Origin of the sequence: Paracoccus sp. SJTW-4, from assembly GCF_047716885.1 — a bacterium.
In the GTDB taxonomy this organism is placed as follows: domain Bacteria; phylum Pseudomonadota; class Alphaproteobacteria; order Rhodobacterales; family Rhodobacteraceae; genus Paracoccus; species Paracoccus solventivorans.
This window is the reverse complement of sequence record NZ_CP136681.1, coordinates 1,289,486-1,309,535: the sequence shown is the minus strand read 5'-3', so window position 1 is coordinate 1,309,535 and position 20,050 is coordinate 1,289,486. Positions and strand designations below refer to the sequence as shown.

At 70.3% G+C, this 20,050-nt stretch carries 17 protein-coding genes and 1 pseudogene; 7 read left to right on the top strand and 11 right to left on the bottom strand.

The window, feature by feature from the left end; all coding sequences use genetic code 11:
• Positions 1 to 100 precede the first annotated feature (100 nt).
• The gene (locus tag RSP45_RS06385; protein WP_415393672.1) at positions 101 to 364 is read left to right on the top strand and encodes a DUF167 domain-containing protein; all 264 of its coding nucleotides are present in this window, start codon (positions 101 to 103) and stop codon (positions 362 to 364) included.
• On the opposite strand, the gene RSP45_RS06380 is transcribed toward RSP45_RS06385, so the two are convergent.
• The gene (locus tag RSP45_RS06380; protein WP_415393671.1) at positions 361 to 609 is read right to left on the bottom strand and encodes a hypothetical protein; all 249 of its coding nucleotides are present in this window, start codon (positions 607 to 609) and stop codon (positions 361 to 363) included. The two genes, RSP45_RS06385 and RSP45_RS06380, sit on opposite strands and share 4 nt — an antisense overlap.
• A 186-nt stretch (positions 610 to 795) precedes the next feature.
• Here RSP45_RS06380 and RSP45_RS06375 point away from each other — a divergent pair, with 186 nt between their 5' ends.
• Positions 796 to 1,605, top strand: coding sequence for a M48 family metalloprotease (locus RSP45_RS06375; RefSeq protein ID WP_084731888.1), 810 nt, complete (start codon positions 796 to 798; stop codon positions 1,603 to 1,605).
• 130 nt (positions 1,606 to 1,735) lie between these two features.
• On the opposite strand, the gene ilvN is transcribed toward RSP45_RS06375, so the two are convergent.
• The 3 genes from ilvN to RSP45_RS06360 form a co-directional block, all read right to left on the bottom strand.
• On the bottom strand, positions 1,736 to 2,296 hold the full coding sequence (ilvN, locus tag RSP45_RS06370; protein WP_073060477.1) for an acetolactate synthase small subunit: 561 nt from the start codon (positions 2,294 to 2,296) through the stop codon (positions 1,736 to 1,738).
• Positions 2,297 to 2,307: 11 nt separating this feature from the next.
• A complete protein-coding gene (locus tag RSP45_RS06365) occupies positions 2,308 to 4,071 on the bottom strand; it encodes an acetolactate synthase 3 large subunit (RefSeq protein WP_415393670.1) in 1,764 nt (587 codons plus the stop codon).
• Positions 4,072 to 4,257: 186 nt separating this feature from the next.
• The gene (locus RSP45_RS06360; RefSeq protein ID WP_073060471.1) at positions 4,258 to 5,070 is read right to left on the bottom strand and encodes an arginyltransferase; all 813 of its coding nucleotides are present in this window, start codon (positions 5,068 to 5,070) and stop codon (positions 4,258 to 4,260) included.
• A 407-nt stretch (positions 5,071 to 5,477) separates the two neighbouring features.
• On the opposite strand from RSP45_RS06360, the gene RSP45_RS06355 reads away from it, so the two are divergent.
• Positions 5,478 to 8,309, top strand: coding sequence for a bifunctional [glutamine synthetase] adenylyltransferase/[glutamine synthetase]-adenylyl-L-tyrosine phosphorylase (locus tag RSP45_RS06355; protein ID WP_415393669.1), 2,832 nt, complete (start codon positions 5,478 to 5,480; stop codon positions 8,307 to 8,309).
• Between the two features lie 19 nt (positions 8,310 to 8,328).
• On the opposite strand, the gene RSP45_RS06350 is transcribed toward RSP45_RS06355, so the two are convergent.
• Together RSP45_RS06350 and carA are read right to left on the bottom strand one after the other, a co-directional pair.
• Positions 8,329 to 10,347, bottom strand: a complete 2,019-nt coding sequence (locus tag RSP45_RS06350; RefSeq protein WP_415393668.1) for a glycosyltransferase family 2 protein — start codon at positions 10,345 to 10,347, stop codon at positions 8,329 to 8,331.
• An 80-nt stretch (positions 10,348 to 10,427) separates the two neighbouring features.
• Entirely contained in the window at positions 10,428 to 11,579 is a 1,152-nt protein-coding gene (carA, locus tag RSP45_RS06345; protein ID WP_415393667.1) for a glutamine-hydrolyzing carbamoyl-phosphate synthase small subunit, read from the bottom strand.
• A 163-nt stretch (positions 11,580 to 11,742) separates the two neighbouring features.
• Here carA and RSP45_RS06340 point away from each other — a divergent pair, with 163 nt between their 5' ends.
• Positions 11,743 to 12,204: a GatB/YqeY domain-containing protein gene (locus RSP45_RS06340; protein WP_073060458.1), complete on the top strand. Its 462-nt coding sequence runs from the start codon at positions 11,743 to 11,745 to the stop codon at positions 12,202 to 12,204.
• Positions 12,205 to 12,394: 190 nt separating this feature from the next.
• Here the strand turns inward: RSP45_RS06340 and RSP45_RS06335 are convergent, their stop codons facing one another.
• Both RSP45_RS06335 and RSP45_RS06330 read right to left on the bottom strand, forming a co-directional pair.
• Positions 12,395 to 12,991: a (d)CMP kinase gene (locus RSP45_RS06335; RefSeq protein WP_415393666.1), complete on the bottom strand. Its 597-nt coding sequence runs from the start codon at positions 12,989 to 12,991 to the stop codon at positions 12,395 to 12,397.
• A 111-nt stretch (positions 12,992 to 13,102) separates the two neighbouring features.
• Positions 13,103 to 14,241, bottom strand: a pseudogene (locus RSP45_RS06330) (NAD(P)/FAD-dependent oxidoreductase).
• A 202-nt stretch (positions 14,242 to 14,443) separates the two neighbouring features.
• Between RSP45_RS06330 and RSP45_RS06325 the strand changes: the two are divergent.
• The 3 genes from RSP45_RS06325 to RSP45_RS06315 are packed head-to-tail and all read left to right on the top strand — an operon-like array spanning position 14,444 to position 15,901.
• Positions 14,444 to 14,818: an NADH:ubiquinone oxidoreductase subunit NDUFA12 gene (locus RSP45_RS06325; RefSeq protein WP_415393665.1), complete on the top strand. Its 375-nt coding sequence runs from the start codon at positions 14,444 to 14,446 to the stop codon at positions 14,816 to 14,818.
• A 7-nt stretch (positions 14,819 to 14,825) separates the two neighbouring features.
• Entirely contained in the window at positions 14,826 to 15,344 is a 519-nt protein-coding gene (locus RSP45_RS06320) for an outer membrane lipid asymmetry maintenance protein MlaD (RefSeq protein WP_415393664.1), read from the top strand.
• Positions 15,341 to 15,901, top strand: coding sequence for a DUF2155 domain-containing protein (locus tag RSP45_RS06315; RefSeq protein ID WP_073060439.1), 561 nt, complete (start codon positions 15,341 to 15,343; stop codon positions 15,899 to 15,901). Before RSP45_RS06320 ends, RSP45_RS06315 begins: the two co-directional genes overlap by 4 nt.
• Here the strand turns inward: RSP45_RS06315 and aat are convergent.
• From aat to RSP45_RS06300, 3 genes are all read right to left on the bottom strand, one after another.
• Complete coding sequence (gene aat, locus RSP45_RS06310) at positions 15,799 to 16,539, bottom strand: leucyl/phenylalanyl-tRNA--protein transferase (protein ID WP_415393663.1); 741 nt, start codon at positions 16,537 to 16,539, stop codon at positions 15,799 to 15,801. The two genes, RSP45_RS06315 and aat, sit on opposite strands and share 103 nt — an antisense overlap.
• A gap of 74 nt (positions 16,540 to 16,613) precedes the next feature.
• Entirely contained in the window at positions 16,614 to 18,794 is a 2,181-nt protein-coding gene (purL, locus tag RSP45_RS06305) for a phosphoribosylformylglycinamidine synthase subunit PurL (protein WP_415393662.1), read from the bottom strand.
• 285 nt (positions 18,795 to 19,079) lie between these two features.
• Positions 19,080 to 19,976 (bottom strand): LysR family transcriptional regulator, encoded by an 897-nt coding sequence (locus RSP45_RS06300; RefSeq protein WP_415394009.1) that lies wholly within the window; start codon positions 19,974 to 19,976, stop codon positions 19,080 to 19,082.
• Positions 19,977 to 20,050 lie beyond the last annotated feature (74 nt).

Genomic DNA, 20,050 nt, shown 5'->3' with positions numbered 1-20,050 from the left:
GGTCCTCGGGTGGTGTCAGATCCTGGCCAAGGCTACAGCCCGCCCCGGCGGATGGAAAGCCGGGCTTGACGCGGACCCTTGCGCGCGCCACCCCCATGGAATGAGAAAGCCGCAAGACCTGTCCGAACTGGCCGTGCCCGGCGCCCGGATCGCGGTGCGGGTGACCCCGCGCGGCGGGCGCGAGGCGCTGACCCGCGACGACGCCGGCGCCATCCACATCCGCGTCACCGCGCCGCCCGAGGACGGCAAGGCCAACGAGGCCGTGCGCAAGCTGCTGGCAAAGGCGCTGCGGGTGGCGCCGTCGCGGCTGACGCTGGTGGGCGGCGCGACCGCGCGCGACAAGCTGTTCCGGGTCGAGCCCTAGGGGTCGCGCGGGACCACGCGGTAATTGCCCTCGGGCAGGTTCAGGGCCAGCCGCAGCTCGTTCAGCTGCTCCATGGTCAGGACGATGCGCGAGACGCCGTCACCGCCCGGCTCCATCTGCTCGATCACCACGCGGTCGTCGAAACCCAGGATCACCACGTCCTCGTTCAGCGGGCGGGTGCCGGGGGGCGCCTCGTCCACCAGCGTGATCACGGTGGCGTCGAAATCGTGCTCGATGGTGAACATGGCCGGGCCTTTGCGCAAACGATGTGGGGTGCGTGCAACATTCGCGTGAGCGGCGGCGGCCCGCAACCCCGGAGCTTTGCAGCCGCCCGGATTAGGCTGTAGCCTGCCGGCAGGAACAACGCGCGCGTGGGACGGGTGGACATGACGAGGACGGCGGCAACCGCGGCAGGCACCGCGGCGGAGGCCATGGCGGCGACCGGAGCCGGGATCAGGGCGGCACGCCCCGCCCGCCCGGCCGGCCGGATCGGTCTGCGCGGGCTGGTGCTGGCTGCGGCCGCGGCGCTGGCCGGTTGCGGCGTGCCCGGCGACATCCCGATGCCGCCGCCGGGGCTGCCGCCCGCCGATCCGGTCATCATCAAGACCACCTCGGGCGCGCCGGCCACGCCGCAGGCGGCGGCCTCGAACTTCACCGCGGTGATCCGCGCGATGGAGCCGGCGGTCGAGCGCGAATGCGCGCTGCGCCGCCGCCAGCCGATCAACTGCGATTTCCAGTTCGTGGTGGACGACCGCCCGGGGCTGGACATCAACGCCTTCCAGACGCTGGACGACAACGGCCGGCCGATCATCGGCTTTACGCTGGCCTTGATCGCGGCGGCGCGGAATGCCGATGAGCTGGCGTTCGTGGTCGGGCACGAGGCCTCTCACCATATCCTCAACCACCTCAACCAGCGCAGCGGCGCAGCCCGCGCAGGGGCGGTGATCATGTCGGGGATCGTCGCGGCCTCGGGCGCGGATCTGGCGACGATCCAGGCGGCCCAGCAGATGGGGGCGCAGGTCGGCGCGCGCTATTATTCCCGCGACTGGGAATTGCAGGCCGATTATCTGGGCGCGATCCTGACGCTGAATGCCGGGTTCGACCCGATCCGCGGGGCCGAGTTCTTTGCCCGCATCCCCGACCCCGGCGACCGCATCCTGGGCAGCCACCCGTCGAACGTGCAGCGGCAGGCTCAGGTCGCGCGGGCGGTTGCAGATGTAAGGGCGGGACGGGCGCGCTGAGCCCGGCGGAAACGGCGCGATAAGGCTGCATCGCCGCGCCGGCGTCGCCGTTGCATGGGTATTTGGGCCAGAAAGAAGCCCCGCGGCCCGGGAGGCGCCACGGGGGCTTGTCGTTACGGGGGAAGGGGCGTCAGCGGCCGCGCGACAGTGCGGCCACGCCGGTGCGGGCGACCTCGGCCAGGCCCAGCGGGCGCATCAGCTCGGCGAAGGCGTCGAGTTTTTCCGGGGTGCCGGTGATCTCGAACACGAAGCTTTCCAGGGTGGAATCGACCACATTGGCGCGGAAGATGTCGCTGATCCGCAGCGCCTCGACCCGTTTCTCGCCGGTGCCGGCGACCTTGAATAGCCCCAGCTCGCGCTCGACCGAGGCACCCTCGACCGTCAGGTCGTGGACCTCGTGCACCGGGATGATCCGGCTGAGCTGCGCCTTGATCTGCTCGATCACGGCCGGGGTGCCGCGGGTGACCAGGGTGATGCGCGAGGTGTGGCCGGTGTGGTCCACCTCGGCCACGGTCAGGCTGTCGATGTTGTAGCCGCGGCCGGAAAACAGCCCGATGACCCGGGCCAGCACCCCGGCCTCGTTGTCGACGATCACGGCAAGGGTGTGCCGTTCCTCGCCCGCCGCGTGATAGTCGCGCAGGTCGTAGGCTGAATGGCTGGACGCGCCGCGTTCGATCTTGAGTGCAGACATGACCGGCCCCCTTACACCAGCACCGCGCCGTCGGACTTGATCGCGGTGCCGATGTCGTCGGCCGCGATCTCGTCGCCCAGCAGCATTTCGTTATGCGGCTTGCCCGACGGGATCATCGGGAAGCAGTTTTCGTGCTTTTCCACCAGCACGTCGAGGATGAAGGGGCAGTCGCTGTCGATCATCTCGCGGATGGCGTCGTCCAGATCGCCGGGTTCGTGCACCTGCCGGCCCTTGCAGCCGAAAGCCTCGGCCAGCTTGACGAAATCGGGCAGGCTTTCCGACCAGCTCTGGCTGTAGCGCTCGCCATGCAGCAGCTGCTGCCACTGGCGCACCATCCCCAGCCGTTCGTTGTTCAGGATGAATTGCTTGACCGGTGCGCGGAACTGCACGGCGGTGCCCATTTCCTGCATGTTCATCAGCCAGCTGGCATCGCCCGCGACATTGATCACCAGCGCCTCGGGGTGGGCGACCTGCACGCCGATCGAGGCCGGCAGCCCATAGCCCATGGTCCCCAGCCCGCCGCTGGTCATCCAGCGGTTCGGCTGGTCGAAATGCAGGAACTGCGCCGCCCACATCTGGTGCTGGCCGACCTCGGTGGTGATGTAGCGGTCGCGGCCGGCGGTCAGCGCCTCGAGCCGCTCGAGTGCGTGCTGCGGCTTGATCAGCTTGTCCGAGCGCTTGTAGGCAAGGCAGTTGCGCGCCCGCCACTGCTCGATCTGCGCCCACCATTGCTGCAGCGCCGGGTTGGTCTTGCGGCCGCGGGCCTTCCAGATCTTCAGCAGATCCTCCAGCACGTGCCCCACGTCGCCGACGATCGGCACGTCGACCCGGATCACCTTGTTGATCGAGCTGGGGTCGATATCGACATGCGCCTTGACCGAGCCGGGGCTGAAATCGGCCACCCGCCCGGTGATGCGGTCGTCGAAACGCGCGCCCAGGTTGATCATCAGATCGCAGCCATGCATGGCCATGTTGGCCTCATACAGGCCGTGCATCCCCAGCATCCCCAGCCAGTTCTTGCCGCTGGCCGGATAGGCGCCCAGGCCCATCAGCGTCGAGGTCACGGGGAATCCGGTCGCGTCCACCAGCTCGGTCAGCAGCTGGCTGGCGGCGGGCCCCGAGTTGATGACGCCGCCGCCGGTGTAGAACACCGGGCGCTCGGCGGTCTCCATCAGCTCGACCAGGCGGGTGATGGCGGCGGTGTCGCCCTTGCGCGGCGGCTGGTAGCGCGGCGGCTCGATCTGTTTCGGGCCGACATAGCTGCCGGTGGCGAACTGCACGTCCTTGGGGATGTCGATCAGCACCGGTCCCGGCCGCCCCGAGGTGGCGACGTGAAAGGCGCGGTGCAGCGTCTCGGCCAGGCTGTCGGTGTCGTTCACCAGCCAGTTGTGCTTGGTACAGGGGCGGGTGATGCCGACGGTGTCGGCTTCCTGGAACCCGTCGGTGCCGATCATGAAGGTGGGGACCTGCCCGGTCAGCACCACGATCGGGATCGAATCCATCAGCGCATCGGTCAGCCCGGTGACCGCATTGGTCGCGCCCGGCCCCGAGGTCACCAGCACCACGCCGGGCTTGCCGGTCGAGCGCGCATAGCCCTCGGCCATGTGCACGGCGCCCTGTTCGTGGCGGACCAGGATGTGCTTGATGTCGTTCTGCTGGAAGATCTCGTCGTAGATGGGCAGGACCGCGCCGCCGGGATAGCCGAATACGGTATCGACGCCCTGATCGCGCAGCGCCTCGACCACCATTCTTGCACCCGTCATGCTTCGGGACATCTCCGACCCCCTGTTCGCGAAAAATTTGCGGCAAAGCGGCAGGCTCTGCTGCGCCGCCGCAAGCTAGTCGCCGGCTCCGGTCGGGTCAATGCCGCGTTTTGGGAAAAATGCCGCAACCCCGGGGTCCCGCGCAAGAAAATTACAACCGCGAAGGGTGTGGCGCAAGCTGTGGCCGGGATTGTGCGCTCAGGGCAGGTGGATTCGCGCGACCTGCTCGACGATCGGGTCCACGGACAGCGGGTGGGCCTCGTCCTCGTGGTCCTCGGGGCGGCCGATGTCCTGCCAGACGCCGCCCTTGTGGATTTCCAGCGCCCCGAAGGCGGCCTTGTAGGCCATCTTGCGGCTGCCCGGCACCCAGTAGCCCAGATAGACATAGGGCAGCCCGGCCGCTCGTGCCATCTCGACATGGTCCAGCACCATCCAGGTGCCCAGGCTGTCGGCGCGGCGGTCGGGGTCGTAGAAGCTGTAGACGAGGCTCAGCCCGTCGTCGAGGATATCGGTCAGGCACACCGCGGCCAGGGGCGCAGCCTCGCCATTGCGGGCGGGGGGACGGTATTCGAACACCCTTGTGCGGACCGGGGTCTCCTCGATCATCGCCGCGAATTCAAAGATATCCATGTCGGCCATGCCGCCGTCGGCGTGGCGGCGGTCGAGATAGCGGCGGAACAGCTCGAACTGTTCGTCGGTGGCCCAGGCGCTGGTGCCCAGCCGGATCAGTCCCGCATTGCGCTTCAGCACCCGGCGCTGGCTGCGCGAGGGGCGGAAATCCGCCACCCGGATCCGCGCCGACATGCAGGCGACGCAGCTTTCGCAGCTGGGCCGATAGACCACGTTCTGCGAGCGGCGAAAGCCCTGTCGCGACAGCGCATTGTTCAATTCGCGCGCGCGGTCGCCGGTCAGGGCCGTGAAAAGCTTGCGCTCGGCCCGGCCATGCAGATACGGGCAGGGCTGCGGCCCGGTGACATAGAACTGCGGAGCGTTGTGCCCGGAATGCCGCATCACGCGCCCCGCCCGGAAGGATCCGCGGCTGGTTTAAGTCCGGGGGGGCTGGCAGGGACGATGGACATGCGCAGGGGCCGGAAAATCGCATCATTCAGCGGGAATCAAGCGACGGTAGCAACTGCCGCGGCGCGGGACAAGCGCCGAAGCGAGGGCCTGCCCAGGCTGGGCAGGCTTGCGCGCACCGCAGGGGGCCGCGGCGCGATTGCCGCGGGTTTTCCCGGGGTTCCGGCGGGTGGCGGGGAAAGGCTGGCCACGGCAACAGCGGTGTTGCTGCGAAATCCGGGGGGCGGGCACGCGGTTGTGAACCGGCGGGGTGTCGCGGGGCTGTCCCCTGCGTCGCATCGGCGCAGCCGCGCGTGCAGACTGGCGCGGCCGGCCGGAAGCCGCCGCCGGTGGGCCGGGGCATGAGGCTTTCGACCAGCATCACCCGCCTGCCGCTGGCAGAGGACCCGGCCCGGGCCGAGGGCGCAGCTGCCAGCCTGCCCGCGGCCGGGGGGAAGTTGTCGGCACTGATTGCCGGGGCCGGGGGCTCGAGCCCGTATCTGGCCGGGCTGATCGCCGGCGAATCCGCCTGGCTGTCGGAGGCCGCCGACAGCGATCTTACCCCCGCCGCGCTGGTGGCGTCCGGGACTGCTGGGTTCGAGGCGCTGTCCTCGGCCGAACTCGGTCCGGCGCTGCGGCAGGCCAAGCGGCGGGTGGCGCTGTTTGCGGCGCTCGCCGATCTCGGCGGCGCCTGGTCGCTGGACGAGGTGACCGCGGCGCTGACCGCGCTGGCCGACCGCGCCACCGACCTGGCCCTGCGCGCCCATGTCGGGGATGAGCTGCGCCGCGGCCGCCTGCCTGCCCCGCGCGCGGGGGCAAGCCCGGATGCGGCGGGGATCTTTGCGCTCGCCATGGGCAAGATGGGCGCGCATGAGCTGAATTATTCCTCGGACATCGACCTGATCGTGCTTTACGATGACGCGGCCTATGCGCCCGAGGACCAGCACGACGTTCGCGCCGCGCTGATCCGCGCCACCCGCAAGGCGGCGGCCACGCTGTCGGACCTGACCGCGCAGGGCTACGTGTTCCGCACCGACCTGCGGCTGCGCCCCGACCCTTCGGTGACGCCGGTCTGCATCTCGGCCTCGGCCGCGCTGGGGTATTACGAGGCCGAGGGCCGCAGCTGGGAACGCGCCGCCTATATCAAGGCACGGCCCTGCGCCGGTGATCTTGCGGCGGGGGCGCGATTCCTGGCGGCGCTGCGGCCGTTCATCTGGCGCCGGCACCTCGACTTTGCGACCGTCGAGGACACGCATGAGATGCGGCGGCGGATTCGTGATCACAAGGGGCTGCATGGCGGAATCCAGGCGCCCGGCCATGACCTCAAGCTGGGGCGCGGCGGCATCCGCGAGATCGAGTTCTTTGCCCAGACCCGCCAGCTGATCGCCGGCGGCCGCGACCCCGACCTGCGGTCCCGCCGCACGGTCGAGGCGCTGGCGGCGCTGGCCGAAAAAGGCTGGATCCCAGGCGACGTTGCCGCCGAGTTGAGCGCCCATTACCGCGAGCACCGCGAGATCGAGCATCGCATCCAGATGGTCAACGACGCCCAGACCCATGTGGTGCCCGCAACCGCCGCGGCGCTGGCGCCGGTGGTGGCGCTGTCGGGCGAAACCGAACCTGCCGCCTGGTGCGCACGGCTGGAATCGCGGCTGCAGCGGGTCGAGGCGCTGACCGGCGATTTCTTTGCCCCCACCGCGGTGCAGACCACCGCCCGCCCCGAGCTGACCGACGAACAGGCAGCGGTGGTCGAGGGCTGGCAGCGCTATCCGGCGCTGCGCTCGGCCCGGGCGCGGCATCTGTTCGGGCGGATCGAGCCGCAGGTGCTGGCGAGCCTGTTCCGCGCCGCCCGCCCGGACGAGGCGCTGGCGCGGTTCGACAGCTTCCTGCGCGGGCTGCCGGCGGGGGTGCAGCTGTTTTCCATGTTCGAATCGAACCCCTCGCTGATCGACCTGCTGGGCGACATCTGCGCGACCTCGCCGGCGCTGGCCGCCTATCTCGCCCGCCACCCCGAGGTGCTGGACGCGGTGATCGCGGGGCGGTTCTTCGCCCCTTGGCCGGGGCTGGCGGCGCTGCGCGCGGGGCTGGCCGGGCTGCTGGACGGCACCATGACCGCAGCCGAAGGCGGGTATGAGCGTGCGCTGGATGCGGCGCGGCGCTGGGCGCATGAATGGCAGTTCCGCGTGGGCGTGCACCATCTGCGCGGGCTGATCGAGGCCGAGCAGGCGGGCCAGCATTACGCCGACCTGGCCGAGGCGGCGCTGGCGGCGCTGGCGCCGCTGGTCGCGGCCGAGTTCGCCCGCCGCCACGGCCCGGCCCCCGGGGTGGGGGCGGCGGTGCTGGGCATGGGCTCGCTGGGGGCGCGGCAGATGAATGCGCTGTCCGACCTCGACCTGCTGGTGATCTACGATGCCGACGGGGCCGAGGCGTCGGATGGCGCCAAGCCCCTGGCCACGCGGGCCTATTATGCACGGCTGACCCAGGCGCTGCTGGCGGCGCTGACCGCCCCCACCGCGGCCGGGCGGCTTTACCAGGTCGACATGCGGCTGCGCCCCTCGGGGCGGCAGGGGCCGGTCGCGACCTCGATCGGCGCTTTCCGCGACTATCAGATCAACGAGGCCTGGACCTGGGAGCATCTGGCCCTGACCCGCGCGCGGGTGGTGGCGGTGATCCCCGGCGGGGGGGGGGGGGCGGGCGCCCCCCCCCCCCGGTGCCCCGCGCGCATCGAGACGCTGCGGCAGGAGATTCTGGTGCAGCGCGGCCGCGACCCGCGGGTGATGCCGGATTTCCAGCAGATGCGCGAACGGATCGCTGCTGCCGGGGGGGATGCCGCAGGCTGGGCGCCCCGTGCAGGCCGCGGCCGCCTGCAGGATATCGAGCTTTATGCGCAGACGCTGGCGCTGCGGGCGGGCTCGGCCTCTCGACGGGCGCCGATGCAGATCCGCGCCGGGCTCAAGGCCGGGCTGGTTGCGGCCGCGGATGCAGAGGTGCTGGTGCGGGCGCATGAGTTCCTGTGGCGGCTGCATTGCGGCGCGCGGCTGCTGAGCGAACGGCCGCTCGACCTTGCGACCATCGGGCAGGGCGGGCAGGAGTTCCTGCTGCGCGAGACCGGGGCCGAGGATGCCGCCGCGCTGTCGGCCCGGCTGGACGAGCTGACCGAGGCCGCGGGGCGCATCATCGACGCCGCGGCGGGCTGAGTCGGCGCGGGCCATGGCGTCAGCGCACCGTGCCGACCAGCGGCACCGCCGTGGTCGCGAGGGCGCTTTCGGCGCCGTCCTTGGCCCCGTCCTCGGCGGCGTGGTCGAACACCCCGTGCAGGGTCTTGTCCCAGTAGAACGGCTTGGCCACGATCTCATAGGCGGCCTTCCACGCGGCCAGGCAGGCCAGCGGGAAATAGAAATACAGCGTCGGCGCCCAGAGCCCCAGCCCGGGATGGGTGCGCCGCACCGCCCAGGCCGCGACCGCGATGTTCAGCGCCTCGGAAAGCAGGAACAGCGTGATCACCGCCGGCCCCAGCCAGGCGCCGCCGAAGCCGGCGAGCGGATGGGAAAACCCCAGCAAAAACAGCCAGAAGCTCCACAGCACCGGGGCGAGCAGGAATTGCTGGACGGTGGCGAACATCTGCAGATGGAACCCGACCGCCGGCCAAAAGCCGATCGCCCGCACCAGCCCGCGCGGGTCGCGCATATGCACCCCCCAGGTCATCGCAAAGCCCTTGAGCCAGCGCGAGCGCTGCTTGACCCAGGGAATCGGGCGGCAGTTGGCCTCTTCATGGGTGGTGGTGGCGACGATTTCGGTGCGGTAGCCCAGCCGGGCCAGGCGCACGCCCAGATCGGCGTCCTCGGTGACGTTCCAGGCGTCCCAGCCCCCGGCCTCGGCCAACGCCGAGCGGCGGATGAAGAAGGTTGTGCCCCCCAGCGGCACCACCAGCCCCATGCGCGCGATCCCCGGCAGCACGCCGCGGAACCACGCCGAATATTCCAGGGTGAAGCAGCGGGCCAGCCAGTTGGTGCGCGGGTTGTAGAAATCCAGCGCGCCCTGCACGCAGGCGACCTGCGCCGGGGCGAAATGCAGGTGGCGGGCGACGCGATGCAGCTGGTCGGGCTCGGGGCGGTCCTCGGCGTCCCAGACTCCGATGATCTCGCCCCGGCAGAAGTTCAGCGCATAGTTCAGCGCCCGTGGCTTGGTGCGGATCGGGCCGTCGGGCACGGTCACCACCCGCATCCAGAAGGGCAGCTTCACCCCCTTTAGCGCCTGCCGCGTCACAAGGTCGGTTTCCTCGACCACCAGCAGCACGTCGGTCAGCTCGCGCGGGTAGCTGAGCCGGGCGAGGCGGCCGACCAGCCGGTCGGCGATGTCCTCCTCTCGGAACATCGGCACCATCACCGAGATCACCGGCCATTTGCCGTCCATTTGCGCATCGGGCGGGGGTAGCGGCGGCTCGTGCGAAGCGCGCAGCGTGCGACGGAAGGCCAGCGCCTTGAGCAGCGTCGTCGCCAGCAGCGTCAGGACCGTCAGCAGGCTGACCGCCGCCAGCACCAGCACCGGCGCCAGCCATAGCCCCAGCGCCAGCGCCCCCATCAGCGCCAGCAGGATTCGGCCCAGCCGCCCCTCGTCCCTGGTACGGCAGGAATATTCGGGCGCGACGCAGCTTTCCGCCTGCCGGATCAGCGCAGTGCGGCGGGTGGAAAGCAGCGCCTGGGTGGCGTCGTTTTCGGTGCAGAGCAGCATTCGCACCGGCCCGAGCCGGGATTCCAGCGTGGCCCGCGCCGCCTGAAAACGTTCGGGCCAGGCCGCGGCGACAAAGGTCACGCCGCCGGTGCGCCGCCAGGGCACGATTCCCTGCGTCAGGCACCAGTCCGCGCCGGCGAGGTCGATCAGCCGCGCATCCGGCGGCATCGCCATCAGATCGACGCTGCTGGTCCGCCATTGCTTCGACAGCGCCCCGGTCAGCGCCTGTGCCGTCACCCAGCCGCGGGCGAGCAGGATTTCCCCCAGCCGCGCCGATTCCGAGCGGCTGACCACCAGCGCCTTGAAAAGATTGCCCGGATCGACCGCGCCCGCATCCAGCAGCAGCTGCCCTAGCGTGCGTTCGTCGCGCCCCTCGGGCTGCGGCGCCGGGCGGTCGTCGGGCCGGGCCGCCCGCAGCCGGAAGGGCAGCGGCCCGCCGCCGGGCACGGCCGGGCCGGGCACAGCGATGGGCTGGGCAAGCTTGCGGAACGGCGTGACGGACATGGAGGGCACCCCGGTGCGAAAGGAATCGCCCCTTGATGCCCTTAAATGTTTAAGCGGCCGTTAACGCCGGCCGGACGCCCTCAGGCCGGGCGGCGGTCCAGCATCGCCTGGCTGAAACGGGCGAACAGATGGTCGCTGTCGCGCGGGCCGGGGCTGGCCTCGGGGTGGTACTGCACGGAAAACACCGGACGATCCGCGATGCGCAGCCCGCAGTTCGAACCGTCGAACAGGCTGACATGGGTCTCGACCACGCCCTCGGGCAGGGTCTGGGAATCGACCGCGAAGCCGTGGTTCATCGAGGTGATCTCGACCCGCCCGGTCTCGAGGTCGCGCACCGGGTGATTCGCGCCGTGGTGGCCGTGGGGCATCTTGATGGTGTTCGCCCCCAGCGCCAGCGCCAGCAGCTGGTGGCCCAGACACACGCCGAACACCGGCAGGTCGCGCTGGATCAGCTCGCGGATCATCGGCACCGCGTATTCCCCGGTCGCGGCCGGATCGCCGGGGCCGTTCGACAGGAACACGCCCTCGGGGTCGTGGGACAGCACGTCCTCGGCGGTGGCGGTGGCGGGCAGCACGGTCACCTCGGCGCCCGATTGCGCCAGCGAGCGCAGGATGTTGCGCTTGGCGCCATAGTCGATCGCCACCACCCGCAGCGGGTGGTCCGGGCGCTTGTCGTTGAACCCGCCCGGCCAGGCCCAGTGGCCCTCGGACCAGCGATAGCTTTGGGTGCAGCTGACCTCGCGCGCGAGGTCCATGCCCACCAGCCCCGGCCAGTCGCGGGCGCGGGCGACCATCGCCGCGGTGTCGAAATTGCCCTGCGGATCATGGGCCAGCACCACATGCGGCGCGCCCTGTTCGCGGATGGCGCGGGTCAGGCGCCGGGTGTCGATGCCGCCGATGCCGATGCGGCCGCGGCGTTCCATCCACGACACCAGGTCGCCCGCCGCACGCCAGTTCGAGGGCTCGGTCGGGTCCCATTTCACCACGATCCCCGCGGCGACCGCATCGGGGGATTCGTCGTCCTCGGGGGTGATGCCGGTGTTGCCGATATGGGGGAAGGTGAAGGTCACAACCTGCGCCGCATAGCTGGGATCGGTCATGATCTCCTGATAGCCCGACATCGCCGTGTTGAAGACGAGCTCTGCCACGACCTCTCCGCTGGCGCCGAAGCCCCGGCCATAGAAGATCGTCCCGTCGGCCAGTGCCAGGCACGCGGTCGGTTTCTGTTCCATCTTGAACCCCCGGAAAATCGGGCGAGTGCTAAGGGAAGCCGCCGCCGCGGTCAAGGGCGCGATCGTCCGCGGGCCCGCGGGCCCGCGGGCAGGCGGGTCGGCGGCGGGTTGACGGCGGCCGGGCGTGGGGGCAACCCTGACGGGTCAGACAACGAGGACCAAGATGGAACTGCGCGCGCGTATCCAGGACGCCACGAAAGCGGCGATGAAGGCCAGGGACCAGCTGCGGCTGTCGACGCTGCGGCTGATCGGCGCCGCGATCAAGGATCGCGAGATTGCCGCCCGCGGCGAACCCGGCGAAGGCCAGTTGACCGAGGATGACCTGGTCGCGCTGCTGTCGCGGATGGTCAAGCAGCGCCAGGAATCGGCGCGCGCCTATGAAGAGGGCGGCCGGCTGGAGCTGGCCGAGCGCGAACAGGCCGAGATCGGCATCATTCAGGAGTTCCTGCCCCGGCAGCTCGACCCCGCCGAGGTTGCGGCGGCGATCGACGCGGTGATTGCCGAGCTGGGCGCGACCGGGGTGCGCGACATGGGCCGGGTCATGGGCGCGCTGCGCGAGCGCCATGCCGGGCAGATGGACTTCGGCGCCGCCGGGGCGCTGGTGAAGAAGCGGCTGATGGGGTGAGGGCGAGGCGGGGGCGCTGCCCCCGGGCCGCTGCCGCGGCCTTCCTTGCTGAAAACGGTCCACCGGACCGTTTCCCGGGCGCTCGGAAGCCCCGGGATATTTTTACAGGTAAGAAGCGCAGGAGCGGCGCTGACGGCTGCGGCCTAACCTGTGGATATTTCAAAGGAAGCGGCCGCAGGGACGGCGTGCGTCAGGTCGCCTGCCGCTCCAGCCGTTTGCGCACCAGCGCGGCGGCGGCGGCGACGGCTTGCTCGATGCTCATTGCGGTGGTGTCGAGGATCACCGCGTCGGGGGCGGCGCGCAGCGGTGCGGTGTCGCGGGCGGCGTCGCGGGCGTCGCGTTCGCGCAGCTCTGCCAGCATCACTGCCGGGTCGGCGCCCAGCTCGGCCGCACGGCGGGCGGCGCGGGTCTCATCGGCGGCGATGACGTAGAGCTTCACCTCGGCGCCCGGGCAGATCACCGTGCCGATGTCGCGCCCGTCGAGGATCGCACCCGGCTCCTGCCGCGAAAACCGGCGCTGGAAGTCGATCAGCGCCGCGCGCACCTCGGGGATGGCGGCCACGCGCGAGGCGGCCTGCCCGGCCTCGGCGCTGCGCAGCCCGGGGCGCAGCAGGTCGTCGGGGTCGAGCCCGCGGGCGGCGGTGGTCGGGTCGCCGCCCATGGCGCCCACCGCGCGATAGAGCAGCCCGGTGTCGAGATGCGGGAACCCGAATTCCCGTGCAAGCGCCCGCGCGATCGTGCCCTTTCCCGAGGCGGCGGGTCCGTCGATGGCGATGGTAAAGGGCATGGTGGTCTCCGATCCGAAGGGCGCAGGGGGGTGATGCCATATCGGGGGGCGCGGGGAAAGCGGGCGGGGCCGCTGTATCCGCTGGGATTTTTGGCGTCCCAGGCAGGGGAGTCAGACGATGGCGGCTTCGGCCAGCGGGCGTCCGTCCAGCACCCGCTGCATCCCCAGCGGCGACAGATCCAGCGTCACCCAGTTGCCATGCACGATCTGTTCGGCGATGCCGCGCCCGACGGCCGGGGCCTGTTGCAGCCCGTGGCCGGAAAACCCGTTGGCGAGATAAAGGTTCGCCACCAGCGGATGCCGCCCGATAATCGCGTTCTGGTCCAGGGTGTTATAGGCGTAATGCCCGGCCCATTCGCGGATCACCCGCGCGGCTGCAAACCCCTCGGCCCGGTCGTAGAGGGCGGGCCAGACGTGATCCTCCCACAGTGCGGATTGGGGGGCGAAGTCCTCGGGATCGCAGGGGCCGTCGGTGGCGGGGACGGTGGAGCCAGCCATTGCCCGTGTTCGGGGCGCATCCAGATCCCCGAGGGATCCACGATCAGCGGCGCATCCTTGTGGCGGGCCTGGGGCGCGTCGACCACGAAAATGGTGCGCTTGCGCGGCTCGACCGGCAGCGCCAGCCTGGCGCTGCGCATAAGCCCCGCCGCGCGCGGTCCGGCGCAGTTGACGAAGATATCGGCGGGGCGGCGGCCCGCGGTTTCCAGCGTCGCGGCGGTGATGCGGCCGCCGTCGCGGTCGAGCCCCAGCACCCGGTCGGTCAGCCACACCGCGCCCGCGGCACGGGCCGCGTTCTTCAGCCCCGCCAGCAGCCCCATGTTGTCAAAGAACCCCTCGTCGCGGGGGCCGAAGGCGCCGGCCGCGATGTCGTCGAGCCGCATCCACGGAAAGCGGCGGGCCAGCGCCGCCCGGTCCAGAACCTCGGTCGCCGCGCCCAGCCGGCGCTGCATGGCGGCAAGCGCTTCCAGCTGCGCGGCGCCGGCCTCGGTCCGGGTCAGGAACAGATAGCCGTTCTCGCGCAGCCCCAGGTCGGGGACGCCGCCGGCGGGGCCGGTGTGGCGGGCAAAGTCGCGGATGAACTCGATCCCGAAGCGGCTGATCGCCACGTTCACCTCGGTCGTGAACTGCGAGCGGATCCCGGCCGCCGACAGCGCGGTCGAGCAGGTGGCATAGCTCGGGTCCGGCTCGACCACGGTGACGCGCAGCGTGGGGTCCAGCCGGGTCAGCCAGAACGCGACCGAGGCTCCCATCACCGCCCCGCCTGCAATCAGCACCTCGGCCATGCGCCGCCCCCATCCCCCAAAGCCGTGACAGGCTTGGCCGATGGCATGGGCGCGTGCAAGGGGTGCTTCAATTCAGCGCAAGCAGCGGGGATGCAGGGCGCAAGGCGCTGGACCTTGCGCCCCCGATGCGCGATATGGTGGGCCAGTCGCGCCAGAGCGGAGTTGCCCCATGTGGATCGTCGATCGCATTTTGACCTGGTGGAACGGCCAGACCCTGGGAACGCAGGTCTGGACCCGCCGTTTCGGCCGCAAGGTCGGCGAGGACCAGCAGGGCAACGTCTATTACCAGACCGCCGACGGCAAGCGCCGCTGGGTGATCTACAACGGCGAATCCGAGGCCAGCCGCGTGCCGCCCGAATGGCATGGCTGGCTGCACCACACCTGGGACCAGCCGCCGACGCAGGCGCCGCTGCCGCACAAGCCTTGGGAACGCCCGCATCTGCCGAACTTGACCGGACTGCCGGGCGCCTATCGCCCCGCCGGCTCGCTGCTGCAGGCCGAGCCCGCGCGCCGGCGCGACTACGACGCCTGGCAGCCCGAGTAGGGAAGCGGTGTCCGCTGCCGCCGAAAGGGCCGAGCTGCTGGTCGGCGCCGCCGTGCTGGCGGTGGCGGCGGGGTTTCTGGCGTGGTCGGTGGGCGGCTGGGCCGAAACCGGGCGCGGCAGCTATCCGCTGATCGCCTCGTTCCCCAATGTCGCCGGCGTCGAAAAGGGCACCGAGGTGCGGCTGGCCGGGGTGCGGGTGGGCCGCGTGTCCGACATCCGCCTGAACCCGCAGACCTATTACGCCGAGGCCGAGATGCGGCTGCCCGCCGACATCCTGCTGCCCACCGACAGCGCCGCGCTGATCCAGTCGGACGGGCTGCTGGGGGGCTCCTACATCGAGCTGCGCCCGGGCGGCGCGCTTGAGCTGCTGGGGTCGGGCGACGAGATCGAGGACGTGCAGGGCGCGGTCAGCCTGCTGACCCTGCTGATGAAATTCGCCGATTCGCAGGCGGATGACGGGGACGCCCCCGCATCCGACCCGGCCGCACCCGCAGCGGAACCGGCCGACCCCGAGGGCGGGCAATGATTCGCGCCGCGCTGGTTGCGGCGGCGGCCATGGCCGCGGCGCCGTCCTGGGCGCAGGCGCCGCCGGTTCGGCCCAGCACCGACATCGCCCCCGGCACCCGCGCCGAATCGGTGATGCCGCTGGTGCAGGGCGAGGTCGCGCGCGCGCCGGCGGCGCTGCTGCGCGGGCTGGACAAGGTGTCGGGGCAAAGCACCGACCTGCCGCTGCTGGTGGGAGACAGCGTGGTCTTTGGCCGGCTCGAGGTGCGGCTGGGGGAATGCCGCTATCCGGCCGCCGATCCCGATTCGGACGCTTTCGCGCAGCTGACCATCACCGACACCCACAGCCGCCGCACCCTGTTCACCGGCTGGATGATCGCCTCGTCCCCCGCGATTTCCGCGCTGGACGATGCGCGCTATGACGTCTGGGTGGTGACCTGCGACGACGGCAGCGGGCTGGCGCTGCCCGAGCTGACCTATGAGCCCGACACCGCCGAGCCCGAGGGCGGCGAGGGCATGGGCCCGGACGGAGAGACCGCCCCGGTCGAGGACGAGGACGGGGCCGAGGCGGCAGAGTAGCCCCCTCGCGCCGCCAGTTCGGCGGCGCTGCGCAAGGGCAGGGCGTGGTAATCCGCGGGCTGGCGCAGGGCATGGGCCAGCCGGGCGCGATAATCCTCGCGCGTGATCTCGACCCCGCCCATGCTGGCCAGATGCGGGGTCAGATACTGCGTGTCGAACAGGGTGAAGCCGCAGCGGGCCAGATGGTCCGACAGCCACACCAGCGCCATTTTCGAGCCGTCGGTGCGGGTGGAAAACATGCTTTCCCCAAAGAACGCGCCGCCGAGCGTCACCCCGAAGATCCCGCCCGCCAGCGCGCCGTCCTGATACACCGCCAGCGCCTGCGCGTGGCCGCTGTCATGCAGCCGGTGGTAAAGCTGCAGCAGCGGGGCGTTGATCCAGGTCTCGGGGCGGTCGGCGCAGTGGCGCACGATGCGATCGAAATCGGGGTGGGCGTCGGCGGTCCAGCCGCCCCGCGCCAAGCTGCGCCGCAGCGAGCGCGACATATGCACGCCGCCCACCGGCAGGATGCCGCGGAACGGCGGGTTGAACCAGTAAAGCCGCGGATCGTCGGCGGCGCGGGCCATCGGAAAGATGCCCTGCGCATAGCCGGCAAGCAGCTGCATCGGGCCGAGATGGGGCGGGTGATCCTGGCTCATCCCCCGAAGCTAACTGATTTCGTGGGGAAAGGGCAGGGTGGCCGCGCCGCCGGTGGGCCTGCGCGGCCGTGGGCCTAGTCCTGCGCGGCAGTGCCGGTGATCGCCCGGGCAAAGGCCGAGCGATACAGGGCCGACAGCTCGGCAAGCGGCGCGGAATCGCCGCCCAGGGTGACGCGGGTGCCGTGGAAGCTGCCGACGCGGGTGACCGGCACCCCGGCTTTTGCAGCGAGTTCGATCAGGCTTTCGGCGTCGGCCGCGGGAGCGGCGAGCAGATAGCGGGCCTGATCCTCGCCGAACAGCGTCGGGATGTCGGTGGGGTCGAGCTCGACCCCCAGCCCGGCACCCTCGGCCATCTCAAAGGCTGCCAGCGCCAGCCCGCCGTCCGACAGGTCGCTGGCGGCGCGGATGTGGTTGCGGTGCGCCAGCAGGAACTCGCCGTTGCGCCGCTCGGCCGCCAGATCGACGTGCGGAGGCTCGCCCGCCTCGATCCCCCAAGCTTCGGCTGCCAGCGCCGACTGGCCCAGGTGGCCGGCGGTGGCGCCGATCACCAGCGCCACGTCGCCCGCATGGGGCAGCCCGCCGATCAGCTGGTCCAGATGCGCGACCAGCCCGACGCCGCCGATGGTGGGGGTGGGCAGGATCGCCTGCCCGTCGGTCTCGTTGTAAAGGCTGACGTTGCCCGACACGATGGGGAAGTCGAGCGCCCGGCAGGCCTCTCCGATCCCCTTGATGGCGCCGACCAGCTGGCCCATGATCTCGGGCTTTTCGGGGTTGCCGAAGTTCAGGTTGTCGGTCGCGGCCAGCGGCCGCGCGCCGGCGGCGACCAGGTTGCGCCACGCTTCGGCCACCGCCTGCTTGCCGCCCTCGACCGGGTTCGCGCGGACATAGCGGGGGGTCACGTCGCTGGTGAAGGCCAGCGCCTTGTCGGTGCCGTGAACGCGGACCACGCCTGCGCCGATCCCGGGGCGGCGGATGGTGTCGGCGCCGACCTGGGTGTCGTATTGTTCCCAGACCCAGCCCTTGTGCGCATGGTTGGGCGAGCCGATCAGCGCCCGCAGCGCCGCGATGGGGGTGATCTCGGGCAGCGCCGGCAGCGGCTCGGGCGCCGCGGTTTCGACCCAGGGACGGTCGTATTCGGGCGCGCTGGACGACAGTTTCGACAGCGGCAGGTCGGCCATGACCACGTTGCCGTGCAGGATCAGGAAGCGGTCCTCGGCGATGGTCTCGCCCACGATGGCGAAGTCGAGGTCCCATTTCTCGAAGATCTCGCGGGCCAGTGCCTCTTTTTCCGGCTTCAGCACCATGAGCATCCGCTCCTGGCTTTCGGACAGCATCATCTCGTATGCGGTCATGCCGGTTTCGCGCTGGGGCACGTGGTCCAGCATCAGCTTGATGCCCAGGCCGCCCTTGTCGCCCATTTCCACGGCCGAACAGGTCAGCCCCGCCGCGCCCATGTCCTGGATCGAGATCACCGCGTCGGTGGCCATCAGCTCCAGACAGGCTTCCAGCAGGCATTTTTCGGTAAAGGGGTCGCCGGCCTGGACGGTGGGGCGCTTGTCCTCGATCGATTCGTCGAACTCGGCGCTGGCCATGGTGGCGCCGCCCACGCCGTCGCGGCCGGTCTTGGCGCCCAGATAGACCACCGGCATCCCCACGCCCGAGGCGGCGGAATAGAAGATGCGGTCCGATGGCGCCAGCCCGGCGGCAAAGGCGTTGACCAGGCAGTTGCCGTCATAGGCGCGGTGGAAACGTACCTCGCCGCCCACGTTCGGCACGCCGAAGGCATTGCCATAGGCGCCGATCCCCTCGACCACGCCCTTGACCAGATGGGGCGTGCGCGGGTGTTCGGGGCGGCCAAAGGACAGCGCGTCCATGGCGGCGATGGGGCGGGCGCCCATGGTGAACACGTCGCGCAGGATGCCGCCGACGCCGGTCGCGGCGCCCTGATGCGGCTCGATATAGCTGGGGTGGTTGTGGCTTTCCATCTTGAACACCACCGCCTGCCCGTCGCCGATGTCGACCACGCCCGCGTTCTCGCCGGGGCCGCAGATCACCTGCGGGCCGTCGGTCGGTAGGGTGCGCAGCCATTTCTTGGACGACTTGTAGGAGCAATGCTCGTTCCACATCGCCGAGAAGATGCCCAACTCGGTGAATGTCGGCTCGCGGCCGATGATGTCCAGAATGCGCTGATACTCGTCGGGTTTCAGCCCATGCGAGGCAATCAGCTCGTCGGTGATCGCCGGTTCGTTCTGCATGTCCAACCCCCTTCACGGCCCTGGCCGCCTAATAGGCCGCGGCGCCCGGCTTGGGAAGATGGCCCGTCGGCGCTGCGACGCAGAAAACACGGCGCCGGCGCGAAAAAAAGAGCCGGGCACGATGGCCCGGCCAAGTCCAACAGGGAGGTTGAAGAAACGACAAGACATTGCGCTTCCTCAATATCCACATAAGCGCCTCGTGCCGGGGATTTCAAGGATTCCCGACGATTATTGCAGCATGACCGCCATGCAGGGCGTGCATGGCAGCGGTTTCCCGCCGGGGGCTCAGCTTTCGCCAGGGTTGCGGCGCAAGGATTGAATCTCCTCTACCACGAAATCGCGGAATGCTGCGACGCGGCGCGAAGAGCGCAATTCCTCGGGAAAGGCGAGGAAAACCGGCACCTCGGCGGATTCCACATCCGGCAGGGCGCGGAGCAGATGCGGGGCCTCGGTCTCCATGTAGTCGGGCAGGATGCCGACGCCGACATGGCTCAGCACCCCCTGCAGGACGCCGAAATAGCTGTTGACCAGCAGGGTGGTGCTGACGTGGCGCGACAGTAGCGACTGCGACAGCACCGCGCCCGCCGAGACCTGCGGCGTGGTCGGGTTCTGGCAGATCAGTCGGTGGCCGGGCAGATCCTCGAGCGTCTGCGGCACCCCGCGCTGCGCGGCGTATTCCGGCGACACGTAAAGCCGCATCCTGATGTTCAGCAGTCGCCGCCGGATCAGGTCGGCCTGGCTGGGTTCCTTCATGCGGATGGCGACGTCGGCCTCGCGCATCAGCAGGTCCAGCACGCGCTCTTCCAGCATCAGGTCGATCTTGAGATCGGGGTAGCGTTCATAAAGCTTGCCCAGCCGCGGCACCAGCCACAGCGTGCCGAAACCGGTGGTGGTGGTGATCTTCAGCTCGCCCGCGACATGTTCCTCGCTGTCGCGGATGCGGGCGGTGGTGGTGTCCAGCTTGCGGCTCATCGCCTTGGTGGCGTCGAACAGCATCTCGCCCTGTTCGGTCAGGATCAGCCCGCGGGCGTGGCGGTGAAACAGGGTCGAGCCCAGCATCTCCTCCAGCGCGCGGACCTGGCGGCTGACCGCGGACTGCGACAGGTGCAGCACGTCGCCGGCATGGGTCAGGCTGCCCGCGTCGGCGACCGCATGAAAGATGCGCAACTTGTCCCAATCCACCATACCGACCATCCCTGCTGGGTGAACCCTGCTATGCAATTTGCGCAATACATAGTGTGGCGGGATGGTTTCAC